At 69.0% G+C, this 14062-nt stretch carries 13 protein-coding genes; 3 read left to right on the top strand and 10 right to left on the bottom strand.

Annotated elements, in window-relative coordinates:
• Positions 1 to 35 precede the first annotated feature (35 nt).
• Positions 36 to 542, top strand: coding sequence for a transcriptional regulator (locus tag SNAS_RS15525; RefSeq protein ID WP_013018390.1), 507 nt, complete (start codon positions 36 to 38; stop codon positions 540 to 542).
• A 109-nt stretch (positions 543 to 651) separates the two neighbouring features.
• Here the strand turns inward: SNAS_RS15525 and SNAS_RS15520 are convergent, their stop codons facing one another.
• From SNAS_RS15520 to efp, 3 genes are read right to left on the bottom strand one after another with little or no spacing between them, the layout of a single operon-like run.
• Positions 652 to 1044 (bottom strand): VOC family protein, encoded by a 393-nt coding sequence (locus SNAS_RS15520; protein ID WP_013018389.1) that lies wholly within the window; start codon positions 1042 to 1044, stop codon positions 652 to 654.
• Between the two features lie 8 nt (positions 1045 to 1052).
• A complete protein-coding gene (nusB, locus tag SNAS_RS15515) occupies positions 1053 to 1496 on the bottom strand; it encodes a transcription antitermination factor NusB (protein WP_013018388.1) in 444 nt (147 codons plus the stop codon).
• Between the two features lie 2 nt (positions 1497 to 1498).
• The gene (gene efp / locus SNAS_RS15510; protein WP_013018387.1) at positions 1499 to 2056 is read right to left on the bottom strand and encodes an elongation factor P; all 558 of its coding nucleotides are present in this window, start codon (positions 2054 to 2056) and stop codon (positions 1499 to 1501) included.
• 214 nt (positions 2057 to 2270) lie between these two features.
• Here efp and SNAS_RS15505 point away from each other — a divergent pair, with 214 nt between their 5' ends.
• Positions 2271 to 3506, top strand: coding sequence for a CynX/NimT family MFS transporter (locus tag SNAS_RS15505; protein ID WP_013018386.1), 1236 nt, complete (start codon positions 2271 to 2273; stop codon positions 3504 to 3506).
• A gap of 13 nt (positions 3507 to 3519) precedes the next feature.
• On the opposite strand, the gene aroQ is transcribed toward SNAS_RS15505, so the two are convergent.
• From aroQ to aroC, 3 genes are read right to left on the bottom strand one after another with little or no spacing between them, the layout of a single operon-like run.
• A complete protein-coding gene (aroQ, locus tag SNAS_RS15500) occupies positions 3520 to 3957 on the bottom strand; it encodes a type II 3-dehydroquinate dehydratase (protein WP_013018385.1) in 438 nt (145 codons plus the stop codon).
• Positions 3954 to 5513, bottom strand: a complete 1560-nt coding sequence (gene aroB / locus SNAS_RS15495) for a 3-dehydroquinate synthase (RefSeq protein ID WP_013018384.1) — start codon at positions 5511 to 5513, stop codon at positions 3954 to 3956. The genes aroQ and aroB overlap by 4 nt, the downstream gene beginning before the upstream one ends.
• The gene (gene aroC / locus SNAS_RS15490) at positions 5510 to 6688 is read right to left on the bottom strand and encodes a chorismate synthase (RefSeq protein WP_041624931.1); all 1179 of its coding nucleotides are present in this window, start codon (positions 6686 to 6688) and stop codon (positions 5510 to 5512) included. Before aroC ends, aroB begins: the two co-directional genes overlap by 4 nt.
• Before the next feature lie 380 nt (positions 6689 to 7068).
• Here aroC and SNAS_RS15485 point away from each other — a divergent pair, with 380 nt between their 5' ends.
• Positions 7069 to 7470 carry an SSI family serine proteinase inhibitor gene (locus SNAS_RS15485; RefSeq protein WP_013018382.1) on the top strand — a complete coding sequence of 134 codons (402 nt, stop codon included), beginning with the start codon at positions 7069 to 7071 and terminating at the stop codon, positions 7468 to 7470.
• An 89-nt stretch (positions 7471 to 7559) separates the two neighbouring features.
• Here SNAS_RS15485 and SNAS_RS15480 read toward each other — a convergent pair whose 3' ends face one another.
• The 4 genes from SNAS_RS15480 to SNAS_RS15465 form a co-directional block, all read right to left on the bottom strand.
• On the bottom strand, positions 7560 to 8153 hold the full coding sequence (locus SNAS_RS15480) for a prepilin peptidase (protein ID WP_013018381.1): 594 nt from the start codon (positions 8151 to 8153) through the stop codon (positions 7560 to 7562).
• 22 nt (positions 8154 to 8175) lie between these two features.
• On the bottom strand, positions 8176 to 9726 hold the full coding sequence (locus SNAS_RS15475; protein ID WP_013018380.1) for a hypothetical protein: 1551 nt from the start codon (positions 9724 to 9726) through the stop codon (positions 8176 to 8178).
• A gap of 35 nt (positions 9727 to 9761) precedes the next feature.
• The gene (gene uvrA, locus SNAS_RS15470; protein WP_013018379.1) at positions 9762 to 12647 is read right to left on the bottom strand and encodes an excinuclease ABC subunit UvrA; all 2886 of its coding nucleotides are present in this window, start codon (positions 12645 to 12647) and stop codon (positions 9762 to 9764) included.
• A gap of 108 nt (positions 12648 to 12755) precedes the next feature.
• Positions 12756 to 14057 (bottom strand): proton-conducting transporter transmembrane domain-containing protein, encoded by a 1302-nt coding sequence (locus tag SNAS_RS15465; protein ID WP_013018378.1) that lies wholly within the window; start codon positions 14055 to 14057, stop codon positions 12756 to 12758.
• Positions 14058 to 14062 lie beyond the last annotated feature (5 nt).

Raw genomic sequence — 14062 nt, 5'->3', positions numbered from 1 at the left:
ACCCAACACCCCCCTTCACACATGGAGTGCATCGAATGGCTTCAACACCCGAGTACGCGAAATTCCTCGGCAACCGCCTACGCGACATCCGCATCCAGCAGGGGCTGTCCCTGCAGGGCGTGGAGGACAAGTCCGGCGGGAAATGGAAGGCCGTCGTCATCGGCTCCTACGAGCGCGGCGATCGTGCGATCACCGTCGCGCGGCTGTCGGAACTGGCGACGTTCTACCGTGTTCCCGTCGCCGAGCTGCTTCCCGACGGTGCACCACTGCCCATCGAGCCCGGCAGCAAGCTGACGCTCGACCTGGCAGCCCTGTACGACCACAGTTCTCCCGACCTGGCCCACGTGGCACGCTACGCGCGTGGCATTCAGCAGCGTCGCGGCGACTACAATGGACGCATCCTGTCCATTCGCGCCGACGACCTGACCGCGCTGGCCATCATCTACGACACCACTCCCTCGGACCTGATCGAGAAGCTCAGCGACCTGGGCGTGCTGATCGCCGACCCGGCCAAGTTCTTCGCCGAGCAGGACGCGGAGTAACTCGACCCCACACTCGCGGTGGTTCCCCCCACGAACCTGCCGCGAAGCAGGACGAAAGAGACTCGTCGCCCCGGCGCCCTCGGGCGTGGTGGCGACGAGTCTGTTTTCGTTAGCGGGTGTAGAACTCCAGCGCGATGTTGTCCGGGTCGCGAAACGCGATCAGCTCCCCCGTCGAACCGGCCTTGATCTGGCTGCGGGCCACGCCCAGCTCGTCGAGCCGCGCCGCCCACGCCTCCAGCTGCGCGCGGTCGGTCACCGCGAAGCCGAGGTGGTCCATGCCAGTGCGGCGTTCGTCGAAGTCGCCGGGCACCGCGGCCGGTCCGTGACCCACCAGCACCACCGCGACGGTGCGGTCGGCGTCGGCCAGGATGGCCTTGTCCAGGCCGTCGGAGCCGCGTCGGGCCAGGACCTCGAAGCCGAGTACCCGCTGGTACCACTCCAGGCTGGCGTCCACGTCGGAGACGCTGAGGCTGACGTGGTGGAATCCGTTGACGTGGGGCATCAGGGGTCCTACTTCTTCTCCAGCTCCGAGACACTCTGCAGCACGCCGTTGACGAACGCGGGCGAGTCCTCGCCGCACAGCACCTCGGCGATCTTGACGGCCTCACTGATGGCCACCGCCGCGTCCACGTCCTCGCGGTAGCGCAGCTCGAAGGCGGCCACCCGCAGGATGTTGCGGTCGACGGCGGCGATGCGGTCCAGGTACCAGCCCGAGTGCAGGCACCGCGCGATGACGTCGTCGACCTCGTCCAGGTACTCCGCGACACCGTCGACCAACTCGAAGGTGTACTCCGGGATGCCGGGCATCTGCGGGTCGGTCACCGCCAGCTTGCGACGGTCCTCCAGCACCCGGCGGATCGGCTCGTCACGCTGCTCGGCCTCGTAAAGGACGTCGACGGCACGCTTGCGGGCTTTGCGGCGGGCGGGGAAACCCGCCAAAGCGTTGTCCGACACGGCTACGCGCGGCTCAGGTACTTGCCGTCACGGGTGTCGACCTTGATCTTCTCGCCCGTGGAGATGAACAGCGGCACCGCGACGTTGGCGCCGGTCTCCACGGTCGCGGGCTTGGTGCCGCCGGAGGAGCGGTCGCCCTGCAGGCCGGGCTCGGTGTGGGTGACCTCGAGCTCGACCGAGGCGGGCAGCTCGATGTACAGCGGGGTGCCCTCGTGGATGCCCAGGGTCACCTCGGCCTCCGGCAGCAGGTAGTTCTTGGCGTCGCCGACGGTGGAGGAGGGGACGTTGATCTGGTCGTAGGTGTCCAGGTCCATGAACACGAAGTCGTCGTCGGCGGCGTACAGGTACTGCATCGTCCGCTTGTCGACCGTGGCGGTCTCCACCTTGGTTCCGGCGTTGAAGGTCTTGTCCACGACCTTGCCCGACAGGACGTTCTTCAGCGTCGTGCGCACGAACGCGCCACCCTTACCGGGCTTGACGTGCTGAAACTTAACGACGGTCCACAGTACACCGTCGAGGCTGAGGACCATGCCGTTTTTCAGGTCGTTCGTGGTTGCCATGCGCTTCTCGTTGTCTCTTTCTTGAACGTCGGGACGAAGGCGACAGGCTAGTGTACCGACCCGCCCGCGATCCCTCGATCCGGTGGTTGAGTTAGACCACATTCCACACCACAGGGGCGCCGAAGGTAAGGACCGCGGGCTACAGTCGCTACTTGTGGCTGCCGCCGAATCCCGGTGCACTTCCACTCCCCCAGATCGTATCGAGGCTCACGCGTTGTCCGCTTCCACCTCCGCCCGGACCTGGCTCATCGCCACCGGTGTCATCCTGGCGGCCCTCAACCTGCGCACCGCCGTCACCAGCGTCGGACCGCTGCTCGACCTCATCCAGCACGACCTGGGCATGTCCGCCTCGGTCGCCGGGGTCCTCACCACGCTGCCGGTACTGGCCTTCGCCGTCCTGGGCGGCCTGACACCGCTGCTGTCGCGCCGCTTCGGCCCGCAGTCGGTCCTCATCGCCGCGCTGGCCGTCATGGCCGCCGGACTCATCGTGCGCGCTATGGTGCCCAGCACCACCGTCTTCCTCGTCGCCAGCGCCGCGGCCCTGGCCGGAGGCGCGGTCGGCAACGTCGCCATCCCCGGCATGGTCAAGCTGTACTTCCCCGACCGCATCGGCGCCATGACCACCGTCTACACGACATCGCTGGCGCTGGGGACCACCGTGGCCGCCGCGATCGCGGTCCCGCTGGCCGACGGCTTCGGCGGACACTGGCAGCCCGCCCTGGGCCTGTGGGCGGTCCCGGCGGTACTGGCGATGGTGCCGTGGCTGCTGCTGCGCTCCCCCAAGGCAACCGCCGAGGCCCCGCGCCCGGTCCAGCAGCCGCTGCCGGGCCTGACCCGCTCCCGGATCGCCTGGCTGATGCTGCTGGCCTTCGGCTCGCAGTCGCTCATCGCCTACAGCATGTTCGGCTGGCTGCCGGAGATGATGCGCGACCACGGCTACGACGCCAGCACCGCCGGGTTCATGCTGGCGATCTTCAACGCCGTCAGCGTCCCCATCTCCATGGTCGTGCCGGTGATCGCCGGACGCCTCAACAGCCAGCGCCCCGTCCTGGCGGTACTGCTGGCCGGATACCTGCTCGGCTTCCCCGGCCTGTGGCTGGGCGGCGTGTCGGCCTGGACCTGGATCTCACTGCTCCTGGTCGCGGTCGGCATGGGCACCTTCCCGCTGATGCTGACCATGTTCGCGCTGCGCACCCGCACCGCGGGCGGCACCGCCGGGCTGTCGGCCTTCGCGCAAAGCGGCGGCTACCTGCTGTCGGGACTGGGCCCGCTGCTCATCGGCGTCCTGCTGGAGGCCACCGGCAGCTGGACCGCGCCGTTCGCGCTGCTGTTGACGGCGGTGGCGGTGCACGCCTTCGCCGGCTGGCGGATCGCCCGGCCCCGGTTCCTGGAGGACGAGCTGGCCGCACCCGAACCGACGGTCGCGCGACCGGTTCCGGCCAACTGCTGATGCTCCCGCGCGGCTAGTTCTCGCGCGGCACGGCCGCCAGGTGCTCCAGCGCCAGCCGGTAACCGTCGAAACCGCAGCCGACGATGATGCCGTCGGCGTGCGCCGACACGTAGGAGTGGTGCCTAAACGTCTCCCGTTTGTGGACGTTGGAGATGTGCACCTCGATGAGCCGCCCGGTCAGGGCGGCGCAGGCGTCGCCGATCGCGACCGAGGTGTGGGTCCAGGCCGCCGCGTTGAGAACCACGTCGTCGACGTCGTCGGCGGCGGTGTGCAGCCACTCCAGCATCTCGTGTTCGGCGTTGGTCTGGCGCACGTCGACGGCCAGGCCGAGCTTGTCGCCGGTGTCGCGGCACAACCGTTCGAGGTCGGCGTAGGTCTGGCTGCCGTAGATCAGCGGCTCCCGGGTTCCCAGCCGGTTCAGGTTGGGGCCGTTGAGGACCAGAACGGTCACGAGGACACCTCCACATAGGCTTGCCGCAGTTGGTCTTCGGTCACGTCGTCGACCAGCGCCGGGCGCGCGACCTCGTCCAGCAGGATGAAGCGCAGGGTGTTGCCGACGGCCTTCTTGTCGACGCGCATCGCGGCCAGCAGCTGCTCGAACGGAGCGCCACGATAGCTCGTGGGCAGGCCGACGGCGGTCAGCAGGTCGCGGGTGTGGTCGACCAGGTCGACGCGGCCGGTGAGACGGCCCAGGACGGATGCGTAGACCATGCCCACGGCCACCGCGTCGCCGTGGCGCCACGAGTAGTCCTCGACCTTCTCGATCGCGTGGGCGAAGGTGTGCCCGTAGTTGAGGATGGCGCGGCGGCCGGATTCCTTCAGGTCCTCTGACACGACCTCGGCCTTGACCGCGACCGCCCGGCGCACCAGGTTGGCCAGCAGCGGACCGGCGGGATCGGTGGCGGCCTTGGGGTTGGCGGTGATGAGTTCGTTGATGCGCGGATCGGCGATGTAGCCGCACTTGACGATCTCGGCCAGCCCGGCGGTGCGGTCGGACTCGGGCAGCGTGTCGAGTGTGGATAGGTCACACAGGACGGCGGCGGGCGGGTGGAACGCGCCGACCAGGTTCTTGCCCGAGGGCGTGTTGACGCCGGTCTTGCCGCCCACGGCGGCGTCCACCATGCCCAGGATCGAGGTGGGCAGCTGGACCACGCGCACGCCGCGCAGCCAGCAGGCGGCCACGAAACCGGCCAGGTCGGTCACGGCGCCGCCGCCGATGCCCACCACGACGTCGGTGCGGGTGAAACCCGCCTGTCCCAAGCGATTCCAGCAGTCCTCGGCCACCGCGACGGTCTTGGCGGACTCGGCGTCGGGCACCTCGATGAGCAGACACTCCAGCGTCTCGCCGACGAAGGCCGCGACCCGCCGCGCGTGCTCGCGCAGCGGCGGCGCGTGCAGGATCGCCACCCGGGCCGCCCCGTCGAGGTGCTCGGTCAGCGCGATGGTCGCCTCGCGTCCGATGACGACCTCGTAGGGGCTGTCGCCGCCGACATGGATCGACACCGGCGCGCCGGTGAAGGCCGCCAGTTCCTCGGCGACCTGGTCGGGGGTCAGCGCGTCGGTGGCGACGGTGATGTCGGCGACCTCGTCGTACAGCGGACGCCGCTGGTCGAGCAGGGCCTTGAGGGTGGCGCGCGGGTTGAGGGCCAGCAGCGGACGTCCGGCGCCCATCCCGACCCGGTTGACCGCCGCCGACAACTCCACCGACAGGAACGCCACCGGCGCCTCCGCCAGCAGTCGCCGGTTGGTCTCGGCCAGCACCGCTCCCCCACCCAGCGCCAGGACGCCGTCGTGTTCGGCCAGCGCCGCCGCGATCGCCTGGGTCTCCAGGGCGCGGAAGTGTTCCTCGCCGTCGGCCACGAAGATCTCCGGGATCGCCTTGCCCGCCAGTTTCTCGATGTCGGCGTCGGTGTCGCGGAAGGACACGCCCAGCCGGTCGGCCAACAGGGCCCCGACGGTGGTCTTACCGCTGCCGGGCGGGCCGACAAGTACCAGTATCGGGCTCATCGGATCAGCAGGTTCTCCAGGTAGGACGACAGGTTGCGGCGGATCTCGGCGACCGAGTCGCCGCCGAACTTCTCCAGCGCCGCCTCGGCGATGACGAAGGCGGCCATGGACTCGGCGACCACCGCCGCGGCCGGAACCGCCGCCACGTCGGAACGCTGGTTGATGGCCTCGGCCGGTTCACCGGTGGTCACGTCGATCGTGGACAGCGGCCGGGTCAGCGACGAGATCGGCTTCATCGCCGCCCGCACCCGCAACGGCTGCCCGGTGGTCATGCCGCCCTCCAGGCCACCGGCCCGGTCGGTCAGCCGGGTCACCCCGGCGTCGGTGGGGACCATCTCGTCGTGGGCGGCCGAACCGCGCGAACGGGCCTGGGTGAAGGCGTCACCGATCTCGACGCCCTTGACCGCCTGGATCGACATCAGCGCCATCGACAGCCGCGCGTCGAGCTTGCGGTCCCACTGCACGTGCGAGCCCAGCCCCGGCGGCAGACCGTAGGCGAGCACCTCGACGATGCCGCCCAGCGTGTCGGCGTCGGCTTTGGCGGCGTCCACTTCGGCGACCATGGCGGCCGAGGCTTCGGAATCCATGCACCGCAACGGGTCGGCGTCCACGGCCTCGGCGTCGCCGGGCGTGGGCACCAGGCCGGGCTTCACCTCGACCGAGCCCATGGCGACCACGTGGGACACGATGTCGATGTCCAGGGCCTGCTTCAGGAAGGCGCGGGCGACGGTGCCGATCGCGACGCGCGCGGCGGTCTCGCGGGCCGAGGCGCGTTCCAGGATCGGGCGGGCGTCACGGTGGCCGTACTTCTGCATCCCGGCCAGGTCGGCGTGACCGGGACGGGGGCGGGTCAACGGGGCGTTGCGGGCCAGGTTGTCGAGTTCTTCGGCCGGGACCGGGTCGGCGGCCATGACCTTCTCCCACTTGGGCCATTCGCTGTTGCCCACCCGGATCGCCACCGGGGAGCCGAGGGTGCGGCCGTGACGCACCCCGCCGAGGAACTCCACCTCGTCGGCCTCGAACTTCATCCGGGCGCCCCGGCCGTAGCCCAGGCGGCGACGGGCCAGGCCCGAGACGATGTCGGCGCTGGTGATCCCCACGTCGGCCGGAAGGCCGTCCAGGATCGCCACCAGCGCGGGTCCGTGTGATTCTCCAGCGGTCATCCAGCGCAGCACGCGGCAAGTGTGTCATGGCAGCGTATGGCCGCACCGGACAGGTCGCGGGTGCCGCAAGAGCCGGAGATGAACTTCGGGTGAACAGATTTCGGTAAGCAACCGCTTGCGGTGCGCGTGTCGCGCCAGGTTTGGGGCGTCAAGTGCCCTATCATCGTGGTCGATTAGTCACTTAATGGACACTGATCGTGATCGACCGCCCAGATCAGACCAACCCTCGGTGTCCATTGTGACCAACCCTGACGCCCTGCGAAAAATCCCACAAAGTGGACGTATGTGAATTCCACAATGCGATACGTATTGATTACGCAATGTGCTCGCTTTGGTCTAACGTTTGCGGCGCAAGGGAATCCACAAGATCTCTTCTCTTAGGAGCAACACGAATGTCGAAAACGATCCTGCGACTCACAGGGATCACCATCGCCGCGGCCGGGCTCGTCGGTCTGACCGCGACCGCCGCTGGAGCCCACGAGGCTTCCCAGATCGGCGGTTCCTACCACCTCACGATCCGCGACAACGACGGTGAACGGGCCGCCGCCACTCTCACCTGCTACCCGCACGGCGGCAGCCACCCCCGCCCCTACGAGGCTTGCGCACAGCTGGAAGCCGTCGGGGGCAACGTCACCGCCATGTCCGAGGACCCCGGACCCTGCACGATGATGTGGGACCCGGTCACGGTCCGGTCGGAAGGCCTGTGGGGCAACACGTACAGCACCTACGAAGAGACGTTCGCGAACCAGTGCGTCGCCGTGCGCGAGACCGGCGGCGTCCTGTTCGACTTCTAGACCTCCCACATTGATCCGTGGGGTCGTGGCTCGGGCTGCCGCGACCCCACACCCATGCCGGGGCGCCGCGCAGGCTGCACCCGCTGGCCTCACAGCGGCAGGGCCAGCAGCGCACCGCCCAGCATCGGCGGGCCGAACGCGAACTCCGCTCCTCTCCCCCGCCGGATCCGGGCCATGATCGCCGGGACCACCGCGAGCAGCAACGCCAGCAGGCTGGCGGAAAGCACCGCCGCCCACGACACCCAGCCCAGTACCAGGCCCAGCAGTCCCGCCAGCTTGGCGTCGCCGAAGCCGAGCGCGCCGCTGGACGCCGCCAAGCCGTAAGCCATGAGACACACGGCGGCGGCGAACCCGGCCCGCAGCAACGGTTCCGGGTCACCGGAGGCGACAGCCGCCGTGATGAGGATCGCGCCGGTCGGCGGATAAGCCGTGAGCACCAGGACGTCCGGGAGCCTGCGAATCGCGATGTCCACAAAGGCTAGTGTTACGCCCAGGACGGCGAGCCCGAAGCTAAGCGTCACCAGCACCGGGTCCGGTGGCAACGCGACGACCAGGAACGTCACGGCCGCGCCCAGGCTCGCGGCGACCCGCCAGCGCGGCACCCGCGCGTCGGTCGACGCGTCGATCACCCAGCAGACCAACGGCAGCGCCGACAGCGCCAACAAGCTCGCGACCAGGATCATCGCACCGTTGTACCCGCCGTCGTCAAACGCCGAGGCGGTACAGCCGCTGCCCGTCGGGGCCGATGGCCACCAGGGACGAGTCGCCGCTGGCCGGGTTGTACTCCGGGCCCTCGGGCACGTCCAGCACCCAGTCCACGCCGTAGGTCATCGTGATGTCGCTTCGCTGCTTGGGACTGTCGGTCGCGAAGAACCGCTCCTCGGCCTCGGCACGGTCGGTGGTGTCGGCGACAACCGGGTCCTCCCAGCCGGGCGCGACGGTGAACAGGCCGTGGGCCGTCACGATCCGCCGGGCGTAGAGGTCGTCGGTGACGATGACGTCGTTGGTGGCGGTGAAGTCGCGCAGCCAGCCGTAGTCGGGCGGCACCGGGTTGCGGCCCAGATGGAACTGGACCTTGGCCAGCGTCTCGCTGGGCGGCAGCACGTACAGGACGTTGCCGCAGTTGAGCGCCAGCGACAGGACACATGCGGCTGTTGTCGCGTAGGTCCAGATCTTTGCCTGGAGATTGATGTCTCGGAGTCGATATATCTCAAGTACAAGCGCCAGTTGGGCGGCGAGCATCAGCAGCGGCAGCGCCCTCGCGTAGGTGTAGTGGCCGGTGAACCAGCCCGCCGCCACGACCAGGAAACCCAAGGCGGCCATCCACACGAACACGTCCCGGCGGTCCCGCCGGAACCGCAGCCACAGCGCGGGCAGGGCCAGCACGATCAGGCCCTGGTACAGCCACATCTGGTCGTACAGCACCCCGTGCGAGCCGTCGATGGCACTGGAACCCAACAGCGACACCACCGAGTAGTACGGCCAGCTGATGGCCAAAAGGACGCAGGAGGCCACGCAGGCCAAAAGTCCCGGGATCACCCGCGAGTCCAGCTTCGGCAGTTTCCAGATCGCGATCGCCACGCAGCCGATCGCGGTGTTGAGCGCTGTCAGCTGGTGCACCAGCACGATCAGGGTGGCCAGCGAGGCCAGCCCGGCCCACCGCCAGGCGCGGGGATCGTCGAAGGCCCGCGCCAGCATCGTCCACACCAGGAACATCAGCGCACTGGCCACGACCGACGGCAGCGGCAGCCCGATCGGCAGGCTGTACACCGACAGGAACCCGCTCCAGGCCCACATGTCGATGCCCCACAGCGTCAGCGTCACCGCCAGCGCGAACACGGGGAACCACACCCCGGAGTGGAACAGCCGCACGAACCGGTAGAACCCGAAGCACAGCAACGCCACCAGGATCGGCGCCATCAGCGACAGCGCCGAGACCGCCGAGGCCCCCGTGACCCGGGTCAACAGCGCCACCACGACGCTGTAGGGCGAGTAGTAGGACGACTCCGAGGTCACCCCGCTGATCTGCAGACCGCCGGGGTCCAGCAGGTCACGGCTGAGCCGCTCCACGGCGGTGGCGTGCACCCAGAAGTCGATGCCCCACGGTCTTCGGGCCGCCAGAACCGCCGCGATGGCCACGATGACCAGTGACACCGTCATGTACGGGGTCTCGAACCGCCGCAACCAGGCGCGCGACAACGGCGGCGGGGTCAACGGTTCGGGCGAGGGGGAAAGGCGGGCGGCTTCGGCGTCCACGTCGCATCATCCTACGCAGGCCACCCGCCCCCGTGTCACGTCAGCATTGGTTTCAGGAATGTGCCCGTGTGGCTGGCGTCGGTTCCGGCGACCGTTTCGGGCGTGCCGGACACCACGACGGTGCCGCCGCGGTCGCCGCCCTCGGGTCCCATGTCGACGATCCAGTCGGAGGACTTGATCACGTCCAGGTTGTGCTCGATGACGATGACCGTGTTTCCCTTGTCCACCAGACCGTCCAGCACGCCCAGCAGCTTGCGGATGTCCTCGAAGTGCAGACCCGTGGTGGGCTCGTCCAGGACGTAGACCGTGCGGCCGGTGGACCGCTTCTGCAACTCGGCGGCCAGCTTCACCCGCTGGGCCTCGCCACCCGACAGGGTCGGGGCGGGCTGCCCCAGCCGCACGTAGCCGAGACCCACGTCGTTGAGGGTCTTGAGGTGACGGTGGATCGAGGAGATCGGCTTGAAGAAGTCCGCGGCCTCCTCGATAGGCATGTCCAGGACCTCGGAGATGGTCTTGCCCTTGTAGTGCACCTCGAGGGTCTCCCGGTTGTACCGGGCGCCGTGGCACACCTCGCAGGGCACGTAGACGTCCGGCAGGAAGTTCATCTCGATCTTCAGGGTGCCGTCGCCTGAGCAGGCCTCGCAGCGGCCGCCCTTGACGTTGAACGAGAACCGGCCCTGGGTGTAGCCGCGCACCTTCGCCTCGGTGGTCTCGGCGAACAGTTTGCGGATCTTGTCGAACACGCCGGTGTAGGTGGCCGGGTTGGAGCGCGGGGTGCGGCCGATCGGCGACTGGTCGACGCCCACGACCTTGTCCACCTCCTCCAGTCCCTCGACGCGACGGTGGCGGCCCGGCACGGCCTTGGACTTCTGGATCTGGCTGGACAGCACCTTGTACAGGATCTCGTTGACCAGTGTGGACTTACCGGAGCCGGAGACGCCGGTCACCGAGATCAGGCAGCCCAGCGGGAACGCCACGTCCACGTTGCGCAGGTTGTGTTCCCGGGCGCCCTTGACGACCAGCTGCCGGGACTTCTCCGGGGTGCGGCGCACCGCCGGAACGTCGATCTTGCGACGTCCCGACAGGTACTCCCCCGTCATCGAGTCGCGGTTCTTCAGCAGGTCCTTCACGGTTCCGGAGTGGACGATCTGGCCGCCGTGCTCCCCGGCGCCCGGCCCGATGTCCACCACCCAGTCGGCGGTGCGGACCGTGTCCTCGTCGTGTTCGACGACGATGAGCGTGTTGCCCAGGTCGCGCAGCCGCACCAGCGTCTCGATGAGCCGGTGGTTGTCGCGCTGGTGCAGACCGATCGACGGCTCGTCCAGGACGTACAGCACCCCGACCAGACCGGCCCCGATCTGGGTGGCCAGCCGGATCCGCTGCGCCTCGCCGCCCGACAGGCTGGCCGCCGCGCGGTCCAGCGACAGGTAGTCCAGGCCGACGTCCAACAGGAACTTCAGCCGCGCGTTGATCTCCTTGACGACCCGCTCGGCGATCATGGCCTGCGACTGCGACAGCGTCAGGCCGTTCATCAGTTCGGCGCAGCGCAGCACCGACAGGCCACACACCTCGGCGATGTTGTGGCCCGAGACGGTCACGGCCAGCACCTCGGGCTTGAGCCGGGTGCCGTGGCAGGAGTTGCAGGGCACCTCCCGCATGAAGCCCTCGTACTTGTCGCGGGTCCACTCCGAGTCGGTGTCGGCGTGACGGCGTTCCACCCACGGCACCACGCCCTCGAAACTGGTGGTGTACGAGCGATCCCGGCCGTGCCGGTTGCGGTACTTCACCGTCAGCTTCGCGTCGTGTCCGTACAGGATCGCCTTCTGGGCCCGGCTGGGCAGCGAGTCCCAGGGCTTGTCGACCGAGAAGCTCAGCACCTCCCCCAGCGCGACCAGCTGGTGCAGGAAGTAGTCCCCCATGCCCACACTGGACCACGGCGCCAGCGCGCCGTCGCGGATCGACTTCTCGCCGTCCCGGATGACCAGGTCCGGGTCAACCTCCTTGCGCACACCCAGACCGGTGCACTCGGGGCAGGCACCGTAGGGGGTGTTGAACGAGAACGACCGCGGCTCCAGGTCGTCCAGCGCCAGCGGGTGGTCGTTGGGGCAGGCCAGGTGTTCGGAGTACCGCCGTTCGCGGGCCGCGTCGTCCTCGGGCAGGTCGACGAAGTCCAGCAGGATGATGCCCCCGGCCAGGCCCAGCGCCGCCTCCACCGAGTCGGTGAGCCGCTGCTTGGCGCTGGCCTTCACCGACAGCCGGTCGACGACGACCTCGATGGAGTGCTTCTCCTGCTTCTTCAGCTTCGGGACCTCGTCCAGCTGGTGGACCACGCCGTCCACCCGAGCCCGGGCGTAACCCTTGGTCGACAGTTCGCTGAACAGCGACTCGTACTCGCCCTTGCGGTCGCGCACCACCGGCGCCAGCACCTGGAACCGGGTGCCCTCCTCCATCGACAGCACCCGGTCGACGATCTGCTGCGGCGTCTGCTTCGTCACCGGTTCCCCGCACACCGGGCAGTGGGGCGAACCGATGCGCGCGAACAGCAACCGCAGATAGTCGTAGATCTCGGTGATGGTGCCGACGGTCGACCGCGGGTTCTTCGAGGTCGACTTCTGGTCGATCGACACCGCCGGGGACAGGCCCTCGATGAAGTCGACGTCGGGTTTGTCCATCTGGCCCAGGAACTGGCGGGCATAGGCCGACAGCGACTCGACGTAGCGGCGCTGCCCCTCGGCGAAGATCGTGTCGAACGCCAGCGAGGACTTCCCCGAACCCGACAGGCCGGTGAACGCGATCAGCGCGTCCCGGGGCAGATCGAGGCTGATGTTGCGGAGATTGTGCTCGCGGGCGCCGCGGATGCTGATGTGGTCGCCGGGACGTCCGGCAGGTTTCTTAGGCGAGGATGAAGACGCTTTGGTCACGGACGGACCCTATCCCCCGGGACCGACATCGCGGTGTTCGTACAGGTCACCCTGCGAGCCTACTCAGCGGCCCGGCGGGTCGCACTGTGCCGTGCGACCGATCACGGCTCAGAACAGGTCGGTCGAGATGGCTCCGGCGGCCAGCGGCGTCAGCAACGCCAGGACGGTCGCGACGATCAGTACCGGCCCGGCCGAGCCCAGCGGGCGGGCCGGTCCGGTGGTGACGTCGAGGCGGTCGGCGGGATCTCCGGCGAGCATCCGCCAGGTGGGGATCGCGGCCGCGATCGCGACGAGGATCATCCCGATGCCGCACGCCAGCCCGAGGATCCCGGCCGGGGTCGGCGCCAGTGCGGCCAGCGGGCGTACCGCGAGGTACGGCATCAGCACCGTCGCGGCCAGCAGCCCGAGCCCGAGCGCGCCGCCCAACAGGGGCGCGCGGGTCCACTGGCCCCGGACCATCGCGATGCGGCCCGAGCCGGTCAGCGACACCACGTGTCCCACCGCCAGGTACAGCAGCACGGCGTTGAGGCTGAGACTCAGCACCATCCGCAGGCTCGATGGTTCGGGCGTCGTCGCCAGTGCCCAGGCCAGCAGGCCCGAACCGGCGATGCCGACGTAGGCGACCAGGCGCCGCAGGTCCCGCTGCCGGATCAGTCCCACGATCGCCACCATGATCGACACCGGTGCCGCCACGATCAGCAGCCGTTGTGTCGGCCCCTCCAGTCGAAGCAGCATCGCCCAGGCCAGCGGCGCCTGCACTCCCACGATGAGGGCTGAGACCGGTGCCGAAGCCACCGACACCGTTGGCGGCAGCCACCAGTGCAGTGGAGCCAGTCCGGCCAGCGCCGCCCAGCCCGCCGCGACCAGGATCATCGGGGTGACTCCAGCGGGGATGAGGCTGCCCAGGGCGACGAGTGCGAGTCCAGCGGTGCAGGCCAGGCCGTAGCCGTAGGCGGCTCGCAGCTGCGCTGGCTTTCGGCGCGCGGCAACCATTCCGGCGATGAGCACGACCATGATCTGGATTGCCACCAGCGATATCACCGGCACAGCGGCCGTCGCCGCGATGACCGCGAACGGCAGTGCCGTCGTCGCGAACACGCCGTAGCCGCGGGCCGTCACCGGCCCGATCACGTGGTCCTTGATCTCGTTGGCCAGCTGGGCGGGGAAGCCGGCCATGGTCAGTGTCGCCGCCAGGCCCACGATGATGAGCAGCAGCGCCGTTTCCGGCGTGGCGATCAGCCAGCCCCCCAAGGCCTCGTCGACCTGTGGACTGGCTCGCAGCCACAGTCCCGAGACCAGAATGGACGCCGCCGCCATTGTCGCCAGCCAACGGGTGCGGCGCGTCCAGCCGAAGTAGACATAGACGGCGGCCACAATGGCGGGAACGGCGAGGGCGAGATACAGCGGCACCCCCA

The sequence above is a fragment of the Stackebrandtia nassauensis DSM 44728 genome, assembly GCF_000024545.1.
Taxonomy (GTDB): domain Bacteria; phylum Actinomycetota; class Actinomycetes; order Mycobacteriales; family Micromonosporaceae; genus Stackebrandtia; species Stackebrandtia nassauensis.
Note: the sequence above shows the minus strand (reverse complement) of the source record. Positions and strands in the feature narration are given on the sequence as shown.

What these genes read in the sequence shown, in the direction of transcription:
- efp (WP_013018387.1), bottom strand. Translation starts at nt 2,056, where the DNA reads ATGGCAACCACGAACGACCTGAAAAACGGCATGGTCCTCAGCCTCGAC.
- SNAS_RS15480 (WP_013018381.1), bottom strand. Translation starts at nt 8,153, where the DNA reads ATGATCCTGGTCGCGAGCTTGTTGGCGCTGTCGGCGCTGCCGTTGGTC.
- SNAS_RS15520 (WP_013018389.1), bottom strand. Translation starts at nt 1,044, where the DNA reads ATGCCCCACGTCAACGGATTCCACCACGTCAGCCTCAGCGTCTCCGAC.
- SNAS_RS15525 (WP_013018390.1), top strand. Translation starts at nt 36, where the DNA reads ATGGCTTCAACACCCGAGTACGCGAAATTCCTCGGCAACCGCCTACGC.
- SNAS_RS15485 (WP_013018382.1), top strand. Translation starts at nt 7,069, where the DNA reads ATGTCGAAAACGATCCTGCGACTCACAGGGATCACCATCGCCGCGGCC.
- aroB (WP_013018384.1), bottom strand. Translation starts at nt 5,513, where the DNA reads ATGAGCCCGATACTGGTACTTGTCGGCCCGCCCGGCAGCGGTAAGACC.